The sequence below is a fragment of the Thermocatellispora tengchongensis genome (genome assembly GCF_014202315.1).
GTDB lineage: Bacteria > Actinomycetota > Actinomycetes > Streptosporangiales > Streptosporangiaceae > Thermocatellispora > Thermocatellispora tengchongensis.
This window is the reverse complement of record NZ_JACHGN010000014.1, coordinates 73,121-85,114: the sequence shown is the minus strand read 5'-3', so window position 1 is coordinate 85,114 and position 11,994 is coordinate 73,121. Positions and strand designations below refer to the sequence as shown.

The 11,994-nt window shown below is 73.9% G+C and carries 9 protein-coding genes; 8 read left to right on the top strand and 1 reads right to left on the bottom strand.

The annotated features are described in order from the left end of the window. Nucleotides 1–11 precede the first annotated feature (11 nt). Nucleotides 12–425 (bottom strand): DUF2795 domain-containing protein, encoded by a 414-nt coding sequence (locus tag HNP84_RS29810; RefSeq protein WP_185053260.1) that lies wholly within the window; start codon nucleotides 423–425, stop codon nucleotides 12–14. A gap of 161 nt (nucleotides 426–586) precedes the next feature. On the opposite strand from HNP84_RS29810, the gene HNP84_RS29805 reads away from it, so the two are divergent. From HNP84_RS29805 to HNP84_RS29770, 8 genes are all read left to right on the top strand, one after another. Then, on the top strand, nucleotides 587–1,696 hold the full coding sequence (locus HNP84_RS29805; RefSeq protein ID WP_185053259.1) for a GNAT family N-acetyltransferase: 1,110 nt from the start codon (nucleotides 587–589) through the stop codon (nucleotides 1,694–1,696). Nucleotides 1,697–2,008: 312 nt separating this feature from the next. After that, entirely contained in the window at nucleotides 2,009–3,217 is a 1,209-nt protein-coding gene (gene cbiE / locus HNP84_RS29800; RefSeq protein ID WP_185053258.1) for a precorrin-6y C5,15-methyltransferase (decarboxylating) subunit CbiE, read from the top strand. 217 nt (nucleotides 3,218–3,434) lie between these two features. Beyond that, complete coding sequence (locus HNP84_RS29795) at nucleotides 3,435–4,256, top strand: sirohydrochlorin chelatase (protein ID WP_185053257.1); 822 nt, start codon at nucleotides 3,435–3,437, stop codon at nucleotides 4,254–4,256. Between the two features lie 145 nt (nucleotides 4,257–4,401). Beyond that, nucleotides 4,402–5,472, top strand: coding sequence for a nicotinate-nucleotide--dimethylbenzimidazole phosphoribosyltransferase (gene cobT / locus HNP84_RS29790; RefSeq protein WP_185053461.1), 1,071 nt, complete (start codon nucleotides 4,402–4,404; stop codon nucleotides 5,470–5,472). Nucleotides 5,473–5,498: 26 nt separating this feature from the next. Continuing rightward, entirely contained in the window at nucleotides 5,499–6,512 is a 1,014-nt protein-coding gene (gene speB, locus HNP84_RS29785; protein WP_185053256.1) for an agmatinase, read from the top strand. 138 nt (nucleotides 6,513–6,650) lie between these two features. Next, a complete protein-coding gene (cobA, locus tag HNP84_RS29780) occupies nucleotides 6,651–7,883 on the top strand; it encodes a uroporphyrinogen-III C-methyltransferase (protein WP_185053460.1) in 1,233 nt (410 codons plus the stop codon). Next, nucleotides 7,880–10,219: a GTPase family protein gene (locus HNP84_RS29775; protein WP_312925982.1), complete on the top strand. Its 2,340-nt coding sequence runs from the start codon at nucleotides 7,880–7,882 to the stop codon at nucleotides 10,217–10,219. The genes cobA and HNP84_RS29775 overlap by 4 nt, the downstream gene beginning before the upstream one ends. After that, nucleotides 10,216–11,868, top strand: a complete 1,653-nt coding sequence (locus tag HNP84_RS29770; protein WP_185053255.1) for a GTPase — start codon at nucleotides 10,216–10,218, stop codon at nucleotides 11,866–11,868. The genes HNP84_RS29775 and HNP84_RS29770 overlap by 4 nt, the downstream gene beginning before the upstream one ends. Nucleotides 11,869–11,994: the final 126 nt, after the last annotated feature.

Genomic DNA, 11,994 nt, shown 5'->3' with positions numbered 1-11,994 from the left:
GCCGGCGCCGGTCACCAGCGCTCGGCCTCCACACCCAGGCCGAGGGCCTGCGCGACCTCGGAGATGTTGGCGAACTGCAGGTCGGGCAGCGCGTTGACGGCCTCGATCACCGGGTCGGGCGCCCCGACCTCCTCCGCGTGGGTGATCAGCTCCTCGCGGTCGGCGGGGAACTCGGCGTCGCTGAGCCATTTGGCCAGGTTGCTGCGCCGCTCCACGTCGGCCGGCGTGATGCCGTGCGGTGCGCCAGGCTCGTGGCCCGGGGGACGCGCGGGCGGGGCGAGGCCCTCCTCGCCGGCCGCGTGCGTCGGCTCGGGCTGCTTCCACTCCTCGGCGTGGGTCGCGCCGGCACCGCGGACCATACCCTCGGTCTCGTGTTTCTGCTGGTCGTCCAGGCGCGCGCCATGCTTCGCACTACCGCGTTCCATGGTGCCCCCTTTCACCGGTGCCATGTCCGGACTCACCGTCCTACCCGGGGCTTTCACGGCAAACATGGCGGTTCGGGGGTTGCGGGCTGATCCTCGGTGCGCTGGGGTGTGGTGCACCGAAAAATCACAGTAAAGCGGGGTAAATGATGAAGGTGGGGGTCATGAACGGTTTTGACGCGCAGCTCACGATCCGTACCCGCCGGCTGGTGCTGCGCCCGTTCGGCCCCCAGGACGCCCAGCGGATCACCGGCGTGGTCGAGGCCGGGCACAGGTTCCTGCCGCCCGGCGCCCCGGGCCACGTCTCCGGCGTGCGGCAGTGGCTCCGGTACGGCGTGCACGAACTCCAGCGCTCGGGCCAGGGCATCCACCTCGCCATGGAGCTCGCCACGGAGGCCGAGGCCCGCATAGTAGGAGCGATCAGCCTGTTCAAGACCCAGTGGGGGATCGGCGTCACCGAGGTCGGCTACGGCGTGCACCCCGTCCACCGTGGTCGCGGCTACGCCCCCGAGGCCGTCACCGCCCTGGCCGGGCGGGTCTTCGCCGACTACGGCATACGCCGCATCGAACTGCGCGCCAACCTGGACAACGCCGCCTCGCTCCGCGTCGCCGAGAAGGCCGGCTTCGTCCGCGAGGGCGTGCTGCGATCCGCCGGGCAGGAGGACGACGGCCCCCGCGACCTCGTCGTCTTCGGCCTGCTCCGCGACGACCTCGCCGACCCCCCGCCGTCCGGGCCCAGGCTCGGCCCCATCCGCCTGGAGACCCCGCGCCTCCTGCTGCGCCCCTTCGAGGCCGCCGACGCCGACGACCTCCTGGCCGCCGCCCAGGACCCGGAGATCCGGCGCTGGATGAAGTGGTCGCGCGACTTCACCCCCGAACGCGCCTGGGACTTCTGCGTCCGCCTGGCCCACCAGAACCCCGAGACCGGCGCCCAATGCGCGATCGTCGCCAAGGCCACCGGCCGCCTGTCCGGCGCGGTCTCCCTGTTCGCCGCCGACCGGGACAACGGCTTCGCCTACTGCGGCTACTGGACCGCTCCATGGGCCCGCCGAAACGGCTACGCCGCCGAGGCCGCCCGCGCCATGGCCGCCCACGCCTTCGCCCGCGGCCTGTCGCACGTGGGCCTCTGGGCCGCCCGCGACAACACCGCCTCCCAGCGCACCGCCGAACGCGCCGGCTTCACCCGCGAGGGCCTCCTCCGCAACGCCTCCCTCCTCCCCTCCGGCACCCGCACCGACATGGCCGTCTACAGCCGCCTCCCCACCGACCCCTGACCCGCCCCCACACTCCCGCCCCCACCGGCCCCCGTCCCCACCGACCCTCGTCCCCGCCGCCCTCCGCTCCCACCGGCCCCCGTCCCCGCCGCCCTCCGCTCCCACCGGCCCCGTCTCCACTGGCCCCCGTCCCCACGGGCCGCGCTCCCGCCGGTCCGTGCGCTCCTCTGGAGGGCGTTCGGGCTCGTCCTGGTGGGCCGGTCTTGGCCTCGGGCCGGGGGCGATCGGTGGGGAACCCAGTTCAACCCGGTTTGTGAGCTGGTCGGACGGCTCGGTTCCCGGCACCCTTGGTATCGAGGGCGGTGAGCGGTGATGATCACAGTGATCGGGTTCGACGGGTCGGAGCTGCCGGCGGTCGCGCGGGCGCGGCTGGACGCCGCCGCGCTGGTGGCGGGGCCCGAGCGGATCGTGCGGCGGGTGCGTCCGCCCGAGGGCGCGAAGGTCGCCGCGATCCCCGCCGACGGGCCCTGGGCCGCCGGGAGCGAGCGCGGGGAGCTGCTGGACGCGGTGGACCAGCACCTCGAACACGGTGAGGGGCCGGTGGTGGTGGTCGCCGAGGGCGATCCCGGCTTCTTCGGCTCGGTGCGCGACCTGCGCGGGCACGGCCTGGCGCCCGAGGTGATCCCGGGCACGTCGCTGGTCTCGCGCGCGTTCGCCCGCGCCGGGCTGCCCTGGGAGGACGCCCTGGTGGTGTGCACGCGGGAGCTGCGCCGGGCGGCCAACGTGTGCCGGGCGCACCCCAAGGTCGCGGTCTTCGTGACCCCGGAGGTCGGGCCGGCCGAGATCGCCCGCGAGCTGGCCCCCACCACGCCGCGCTCGCTGATCGTCTTCGAGGACCTGGGCGGCCCCGACGAGCGGGTCACGCACAGCCGCATGGGCGAGGCCACCACCCGTCCCTGGAAGGACCCCGACCTGGTGCTCGTCCTCGACCCGCACCACCGCAGCCCCGACGGCGGCTGGCTGGCCGGCGCCCGCCCCGGGCCCGGCGCGTGGGCGGTGACCCCGGGGCCGGGCGCGGGCGCCGCCGAGGAGCCCGCGCTCGCCTTCGTGCTGGCCAAGCTGGGCCCCAGGCTGGGCGACCTGGTGTGGGACGTGGGCGCGGGAGAGGGCGCGGTGGCCGTGGAGTGCGCCCGCTTCGGCGCGGCCGTCGTCGCGGTGGAACGCGACAAGGCACGCTGCGAGGCCATCCGGCGCAACGTGATCGCGCGCGGCGTCAAGGTCGCGCTGGCCCGTGGCCAGGCGCCGCCCGCCCTGGAGCCCCTGCCCGACCCCGACAGCGTGTACGTCGGCGGCGGCGGCCCCGACGTCGTGGCCGCCTGCGCCGCCCGGGGCCCGGCCACGCTGGTGTGCGAGCTGCGCGCGGTCGAGCGGGTGCCCGCCGTACTGGCGATCATGCGGGAGCACGGCTACCGCGCCGAGGGCGTCCAGATCCAGGCGGCGCGGCTCGGCGCGGGCCCCGACGGGACCCACCATCTCGCCGCCGCCGACCCCGTCTTCGTGGTCCACGGCACCCGTCGCTGACCCTGCCGGGCCCCCAGAGGGGGACAAGGCCGGCGAAGGGCTTCTCATAGGACGCGCGGCCCCCGCACGGCGTTGACAACACCTCACAAAACGCTCTTGTCACAGCCGTATCGTTGCCTTGCCGTTACCTGTCCATGGCCGCCCTTTTTCCGATATCCTCCCCGTCTTGTCTGCGTAGTCGCAGGTCAAGGCTTTTCAACCAACTGGAGATATCTGCATGAAGCCGCCGCTGTTGCTCATAGGGCACGGCCGAGGCGATGACAGCGGTGCAGCCGAATTCGGCAGGTTCGTGCACCGGCTGCGCTGCCGGCTTGATCAGAAGGTCACCGACGTGTCCGGCGGATACCTCGACAAGGCCCGTCCGAGGCTGAGCGACTCGGTCGCCTCCCTGGTGGCCCGTGGGCACCACCGCCTGGTCGCCCTCTCCCTGGCGCTCAACGGCCAGCACGCCATGAGCGCGATCCCCGACGTGATGGCGCTGGAGCAACAGCGTCACCCCACCCTCATGTACGACTACGGCCGTCCCCTCGGCCCCGACCCCCGCGTGCTCTCCCTGCTCGCCGAGCGGCTCGCCGACGCCGCCGCCGACATCCCCCGGCTGCGCCTGGTGGCCTCCCACGGGTCGCACATCGACGAGCCCGCCCAGACCACCCCGTCCGAGACCGCCATCGTGCTGGTCGGCGACGGCTCCACCGACCCGGCGGCCAACGCCGAGGTGCACCGCGTCTCCCGGCTGTTCTGGGAGACCCACGCCTACGACTACATGACCGTCGAGACCGCGTTCGTCTCGCTCACCCCGCCGGGCGTGGCGGGCGGCCTGGAGCGCTGCCGCCGCCTGGGCGCCCGCAGGGTCATCGTGCTGCCCTACCTGCTGTTCTCCGGCGGGCAGCTCGAACGCGTGTGGGCGCAGGCGCTCGCGTACGCCGCGGGCCACCCGGAGATGGACATCCGCTCGGCCGACGTGATCGGCGACTGCGAGGCCCTCGCCGACGTGGTCATCGACCGCTACGAGGAGGCCCTGGCCACCGCCGCCCTCTGACACCCCGTCCCCCCCGCACAACCGTCCCCGCGGTCGCGATCACGGCCCCGGGCCGCGACGTCACCCCTCCCCGGTACACCGAACCCCGGCGCACGGCACACTGGCAGGTGTCATGCCCGTCTGACGAACGGATCACGGCGTGGACCTGAGCCTGCTCTACGAGACGATCGCCGCCATCGAGCCCGCGGACCCCGCCGCGGTGACGGAGGCGCGCGCACACCAGGACCGTCTCACCAAGCCGCGCGGCGCGCTCGGCGCCCTGGAGGATGTCGCGGTGCGCCTGGCGGGCGCGGCCGGCTGCAGCCCGCCGCCGATGCCCGAGCCCGCCGCGCTGGCCATCTTCGCCGCCGACCACGGCGTGCACGCCCAGGGCGTCACGCCGTGGCCGCAGGAGGTCACCCAGCAGATGGTGGCCAACTTCGTGGCCGGCGGCGCGGTCGCCAACGCGTTCGCGGCGCAGGTGGGCGCCTCGGTCACGGTGGTGGACGTCGGCGTGGCCGCCGATCTGCCGCACGCGCCCGGCCTGGTGCACCACAAGGTCGCGTACGGCACCGCCGACCTGTCCGCAGGCCCGGCGATGACCCCCGAGCAGACCGTCGCCGCGCTGGAGGCCGGCATCTCGGTCGCCCGGCGGCTCGTCGCCGAGGGCGCCCGGTGCCTGATCACCGGCGACATGGGCATCGCCAACACCACCGCCTCGGCCGCGCTCGTCGCCGCGTTTACCGGCCACGACCCGGCGGAGGTCACCGGCCGCGGCACCGGCGTGGACGACGAGACCTACGCCCGCAAGATCGAGGTGATCCGGCGGGCGCTCGACGCCAACGGGCTGCGCCCCGGCCACGCCGCCGCCCCGCTCGCGGCGCTCGGCGGGGTGGGCGGCCTGGAGCACGCCGCCATCGCCGGGTTCATCCTCGGCGGCGCGGCGGCCCGGGTCCCGGTGCTGCTCGACGGCGTGATCGCCGGCTCGGCCGCGCTGGCCGCCGCGGCGCTCGCGCCCGCGGCGGTGGACCACTGCGTCGCCGGGCACCGCTCGGCCGAGCCGGGCCACGCGGCGGCGCTGGAGTACCTCGGCCTGCGCCCGCTCGTCGATCTGGAGCTCCGGCTCGGCGAGGGCACCGGCGGCCTGCTCGCCCACCCCCTGGTCTGCGCCGCCGTACGCGTCATGCACGATGTCGCCACCTTCGACTCCGCCGGAGTGACGGAGAAGGACGCGTGAGCGAGTAGCGGAAGGAAGGACCCAAGGTGGCCAGGTACGGGGCGATGTTCGGGCCCGATGTCACCTTCCTCGGCGTGGACCGGTGCGACGTCACCGACCCCGGCACGTACGCCGACGCCGACGTGGTGATCATCGGTGCCCCGTTCGACGGGGGCACGTCGCACCGGGCGGGGGCCAGGTTCGGCCCCTCCGCCCTGCGCCAGGCGTGCTACCTGCCGCACAACGGCTCGCGCCCCAGCCTGGCCATGCGCGTGGACGCCCTGCGCGACCTGCGCGTGCTCGACGCCGGCGACGTGGAGTGCTACTCCGGCGACATCGAGGGCTCGATCGCGGCCATCGAGGAGGCCGTGCGCCGCATCGCCGGCACCGGCTCGATCCCGATCGTGCTCGGCGGCGACCACACCATCGCGCTCCCCGACGCCCGCGGCGTGGCCACCGCGCGCGGCCGGGGCCGCGTGTCGATGATCCACTTCGACGCGCACGCCGACACCGGCAACGTCCAGTTCGGCCACCTGTACGGGCACGGCCTGCCGATGCGCAGGCTCGACGAGTCGGGCGCGATCCGGGGCGACAGGTTCCTGCAGATCGGGCTGCGCGGCTACTGGCCGGAGCCCGAGACCCTGGCGTGGATGGCCGAGCGCGGCATGCGCTCGTACGAGATGACCGAGATCGTGGCGCGCGGCCTGGACGAGTGCCTGACCGAGGCGTTCGCCATCGCCACCGACGAGTGCGAGGGCGTGTTCCTGTCGGTGGACATCGACGTGTGCGACCCCGGCCACGCCCCGGGCACCGGCACGCCCGAGCCGGGCGGGCTCACCGCCCGCGAACTTCTCGACTCCGTACGCCGCGTCTGCTACGAGCTGCCGGTCGTGGGCATGGAGATCGTCGAGGTGGCGCCGCCGTACGACCACGCCGACGTCACCGCCTTCCTCGGCAACCGGGTCGTGCTCGAAGCGCTGTCGGCGATGGCGCGGCGGCGCAAGGACGCCGCGGGCGGGCCCGCCTGGGACCCCCGGCAGCCACTGCTGGACGGCCGCTGACCCCTGCTGTGACGCAGGTTCCCGGTGTTAACAGCCGTGGCTTGACGGTCGTTAACACGCCCGCAGCAAATCCGCCGGTCCAAGCCGGTAGGTTTACCTCACAACGTGCAAAGTCTCGTGAACGGGAGATCGGCCGCCATGTCCCCCTACCTGCTCGGTCTGCGCCTCTCCGGGCGGCGGGTGCTCGTCGTGGGCGGCGGGCGGGTCGCCCAGCGGCGCGTGCCCGCCCTGCTCGACGCCGGCGCGAAGATCACGCTGGTGTCGCCCAGCGTCACGCCCGCCCTCGACGATCTCATCGCGGCGGGCCGGATCACCTGGGAGGCCCGGCGCTACGAGGTCGGCGACTGCGACGGCGCCTGGCTCGTCCAGGCGTGCACCGACGACCGCGCCGCCAACACCGCCATCGCCGCGGAGGCCGAGGCCAAGCGCATCTGGTGCGTCCGCGCCGACGACAAGGAGTCCTCGGCCGCCTGGACCCCCGCCTCCGGCAAGGTGGACGAGATAACCGTCGCGATCACGGCCGGGGGCGACCCGCGCCGGGCCGCGGGCATCAGGGACGCGGTGGTGGACGCGCTGCGCGACGGCACCGTGGACGCGCGGCGCAACCGCACCAAGCCGGTGGGCGTGGCCCTGGTCGGCGGCGGCCCCGGCGACCCCGCCCTGATCACCGTACGCGGGCGCCAGCTCCTCGCCCAGGCCGACGTGGTCATCGCCGACCGGCTCGCGCCCCGCGCGCTGCTCGACGAGCTGCCGCCGGACGTGGAGCTGATCGACGCGGCCAAGATCCCGTACGGCCGCTACCTCGCCCAGGAGAAGATCAACGACCTGATCGTGGAGCATGCAAGGGCCGGAAAGTTCGTGGTCCGGCTCAAGGGCGGCGACCCCTTCGTCTTCGGCCGCGGCGGCGAGGAGATGCTCGCCTGCGCCCGCGCCGGCATCCCGGTCACGGTCGTGCCCGGCATCACGAGCCCCGTCGCGGTGCCCGCGGCGGCGGGCGTACCGGTGACCCACCGGGGGATCAGCCAGGAGTTTCACGTGATCTCGGTGCACGTGCCGCCCGGCCACCCCGAGTCCACCGTCGACTGGCCCGCACTGGCGCGCTCGCAGGGGACCCTGGTGCTCATGATGGCCGTCGAGCGCATCGCTCAGATCGCCGACGCGCTGCAGAGAGACGGACGTTCGCCGGAAACTCCCGTAATGGTGGTACAGGACGGTACTCTTCCGACGCAGCGGGCGGTGTACGCCACGCTGTCCACGGTGGCTGAGCGCGTGTCGGCGGCCGGCATCCGGCCACCGGCGATCGTGCTCGTCGGCGACGTCGTGAAGGTCGGCCAGGAGGTCGAGATGGTGCGAGCGGAGCGGGTTCCGTGAAGTCTGCTGCCAACAGGCCGACGGGGCGGCTCGAAGACGCCGGAGGCGAGGACGCGCCCGTCGCCCAGCCGGAGGAGCACCCCGAGTCGCCCGGAGAGCAGACGATCAGCTTCCGGCCGATACGCGACGACGAGGACGGCCCGCCCGCCGAGGCCCGGCCCGACCCCGACCCCACCCCGGCCCTGCCCCCCGAAGAGGGGTTAGCCGCCGAGGCCGCCGAAACCCCCGAGGCCGTCCCGGAACCGGAAGCAGACACGGAACCGGAAGCAGACACGGAACCGGAAGCAGACACGGAACCGGACACGGAACCGGAACCGGACGCGGAAGCGGAACCCGACGCGGAAGCGGACGCGGAGCCGGAACCCGACGCGGATGCGGAAGCGGAAGCCGTGCCCGGCTCCGAAGCCGAGCCCCCATCCCCCCAGCCCGCCGCCGAGGAGCCCGACCCCGACGCCCCCGCAGCCCCCGACGCGGAGCCCGCCCCAGAAGCAGAATCAGAAGCAGAAGCGGAACCCCAGCCGGACCCGGAGCCCGAACCCGAAGCCGAAACGGAACCGGACCCCGAACCGGCGCGTTTCGACGCGTTCTCGCCGTTCTCCGCCACCCCCAAGAAGAAGTCCGGCGGGCTCTTCGCCGCCGGCGGCGTACGCGAGGTCCCGATGCCCGACGCCGCCGCGCAGGCGCTGACGGCGGCGCTGGCCGCGCTAAAGGAGAGCGTGGCCGGCCTGCGCTTCGGCCTGGACGCGCCAGGCGCGGAGGAGGCGGGCAAGGCCAGGGACGAGATCCTGGCGCAGCTCGACGACTACGTGATCCCGCGGGTGCGGATGAGCGCGGGCCCCGCGCTGGTCGTGATCGCGGGGTCCACCGGCGCGGGCAAGTCCACGCTGGTCAACACGCTGGCCGGGGCGAAGGTGAGCGCGACGGGCGTACGCCGCCCGACCACGGGCACGCCGGTGCTGGCCTGCCACCCCGGAGACACCCCCTGGTTCGCGCCGGGAGGCATGCTCGGCGGCCTGCGCCGGGTGCGGGCGGCCGGGCGCGACACCCGTCCCGACAGCCTGGTGGTGACCCAGAGCGAGCTGCTTCCGCAGGGGATCGCGCTGCTGGACAGCCCCGACATCGACTCGGTCGTGGAGAGCCACCACGACATGGCGCACCGGATGCTGGACGCCGCCGACATGTGGATCTTCGTCACGACCGCGGCCCGCTACGCCGACGCCCCCGCCTGGCGGCTGCTGCGCATGGCCAAGGAACGCGGCGCGAAGATGGCGATCGTGCTCTCCCGCGTGCCGCCGCGATCACGCGACGTCGTGGTCAAGCACTTCGTGCGCATGCTGACCGAGTACGGGCTCGGCGAGGTGCAGCGGTTCGTCATCGACGAGTGCGACGCGCGTGACGGGCGCCTGCCCGACGACCAGATCGCCGACCTGCGCGAGTGGCTCACCGAGCTGTCGGTGGACGAGGAGCGGCGCGACAAGGCCGTACGCGAGACGCTGGCCGGGGTGCTGGACAGCTTCCGCACCCGCGTGCCCAAGCTGGCCCGGCACATGGAGGCGCAGGTCGCCCTGCGCGGGGAGCTGCGCTCGGACGTCGAGACTGCGTACACCGGCGCGCTGGCCACGATCGACGAGGTGACCAGGAACGGCTCGCTGATGCGCGGGGAGGTGTTCGCCCGCTGGCAGGACTTCGCCGGCTCCGGCGACATCATGCGCACCCTGCACCTGAGGCGGCCGATGAGGTTCGGCGGGCGGGCGTCCAAGCAGGCGCCGGAGCGGCAGCGGGCGCTGAAGTCCGCGCTGCGCTCGGGCCTGGAGTCGCTGATCGTGACCGCGGCCCAGCGGGCGGCGGAGGAGGTCGTGGAGCGCTGGACGCGTCGCGGCCGGCCGGGCGACAAGCTCGCCGAGACCCCGGGGCTCGGGCACGTCTCGGAGGAGATGGTGCGCAGGACCGGGCGTACGATCGCCGCCTGGCAGGACCACCTCGTGGAGCTGATGCGCAAGGAGGGCGTGACCAAGCGGTCGGTGGCCAAGGTGGTGTCCTTCGACGAGGAGTCCTTAGCCCTGATCTTCACGGTCGGGCTGCTCGGCTACGGCACGGCGGAGACCGACGGACGCGAGAGCCCGATGCCGCAGCGGCTGCTGCGCGCCCTGCTCGGCGCCGAGTCGCTGCGCAGCATCAGCGTCAAGGCGCGCAACGACCTACGGGCCAGGATCGGCATGCTGTTCGATGAGGAGACGATGAGATACGCGCAGGTGCTGGACGGAGCCGGCATCCCTGACGAAGCCGCCGCGGCCCGGCTCTACCAGGCGACGTACAACCTGGAGGTCGCCCGATGAGCGTGTCGATCACCCCGCCGGCCACGCAGCCCCGCACGGGTCTCGGCACCCGGCTGGCGGCCCTGTCGCGGGTGGTCGAGCTGGGCCCCGGCCGGGTCAACCCCACCCTGCTGAAGGAGTCGGGGCAACTGCTCTCGCGCGCGGGTGACCGGCTCAAGCTCTCCTCCGACCACACGGTGGTGGCGCTCGCGGGCGGCACCGGCAGCGGCAAGTCGTCCCTGTTCAACGCGGTGTCGGGGCTGGAGCTGTCGCCGACGGGCGTACGGCGGCCGACCACCGCGCGTACGCACGCGTGCGTGTGGGGCCTGGAGGGCGCGGGCCCGCTGCTCGACTGGCTGCAGATCCAGTGGCGCCACCGCTTCGCGCGGGCCAGCGCCCTGGACAAGGGCGACAGCCAGCTCCACGGCCTGATCCTGCTCGACCTGCCCGACCACGACTCCATCCGCGCGCTCACCGACCGCGAGGCCGACCGCCTGATCAAGGTCGCCGACCTGGTGGTGTGGGTGCTGGACCCGCAGAAGTACGCCGACGCGGCCATGCACACCAAGTACGTCGCCGAGCTGGCCGGGCACGACGCGGTGACGGTGTTCGCGCTCAACCAGGCCGACAGGCTCACCCGCGAGGAACTGGCCGAGTGCATGGCCGACCTGACGGCCCTGCTCAAGCGCGAGGGCGTCGCGAGCCCCACCGTGGTGGCCACATCGGCGATCACGCCGGGGGGCGCGGACGGCCTCAAGGCCGTGCTCGCGCACGCGGTCTCCAAGCGCAGGGCCGCGATCCAGCGTCTCGAAGCCGACGTGGAGCGGGCGGCCCGCCACCTGGGGGCGATGATGCCGCCGGGCGACGCGCTGACCGTACCGGCGACGGTGGACGCCGCCCGCCGCGTCGGCCTCACCGACGCGCTGTGCGACGCGGTCGGCGTCCCCGCGCTGGGGGAGGCGATGGAGAACATCTACGGCGCGCGGTCGGCCGACTACGTCGGCTGGCCCTACGCGCGCTGGGCCAGCAGGCTGCGCGGCGACCCGCTCAAGAGCCTGCGCCTGGGCGACCTGCGCCAGGAGATCCGCGACCTGACGGCGGGCGCGGTGCAGGCCCAGCCCGCCGAGGTGGACAACGCGATCCAGGCCCTGGCCGACGGCCTGTCGGCGGGCATGCACGACACCTGGCGCAACGCCGTCAAGCAGGCCGCCCGGTCCCGCGCCGCCGACCTGCCGCGCGTGCTGTCGGAGGAGCTGTCACAGGCCGCCCCCCGCCTCGACCGCGTCCCGGCGTCCTGGCGGCTGCTGAAGATCTGGCAGTACCTCCTGGTGGTCCTGTTCGTGGCGGGCGTGGCCTGGATGGGCACCACCCTGCTGTACGGCGTGCTGGGCGTGGGCGAGCTGCCCGACGGCCTGAGCGTCTTCGGCGAGGTGGAGTCGCTGCCCTGGGTCGGCCTGATGATGTTCTCGGTGCTCGGCCTCGGCCTGCTGTCGGCGGTCGCGAGCCGCAACTTCGTGGTGCTGGGGGCGGGCAACGAGCGCGACCGCCTGGAGAGAGACATGCGCCGCAGGGTGAGCGCGGTGGCCGAGTCGATGGTGATCGAGCCGGTGGAACGCGAACTCGCCAAGCACCACGAGTTCTACACCGCCCTGCGAGCACTGCGCTCCTGAGTTGTCCACAGCCGGAGCGGCCGGCCGGGTTCTGGGCATCCGCCATCCCCAGAACCCCGCTCGCTCCCGCGTGCTCACCCCACCTCCCGGCAGTGTGTCCCCCAAGCGGCGGGCAACCCGAGCCCG

What these genes read in the sequence shown, in the direction of transcription:
- HNP84_RS29810 (WP_185053260.1), bottom strand. Translation starts at nt 425, where the DNA reads ATGGAACGCGGTAGTGCGAAGCATGGCGCGCGCCTGGACGACCAGCAG.
- HNP84_RS29805 (WP_185053259.1), top strand. Translation starts at nt 587, where the DNA reads ATGAACGGTTTTGACGCGCAGCTCACGATCCGTACCCGCCGGCTGGTG.
- cbiE (WP_185053258.1), top strand. Translation starts at nt 2,009, where the DNA reads ATGATCACAGTGATCGGGTTCGACGGGTCGGAGCTGCCGGCGGTCGCG.
- HNP84_RS29795 (WP_185053257.1), top strand. Translation starts at nt 3,435, where the DNA reads ATGAAGCCGCCGCTGTTGCTCATAGGGCACGGCCGAGGCGATGACAGC.
- cobA (WP_185053460.1), top strand. Translation starts at nt 6,651, where the DNA reads ATGTCCCCCTACCTGCTCGGTCTGCGCCTCTCCGGGCGGCGGGTGCTC.
- HNP84_RS29770 (WP_185053255.1), top strand. Translation starts at nt 10,216, where the DNA reads ATGAGCGTGTCGATCACCCCGCCGGCCACGCAGCCCCGCACGGGTCTC.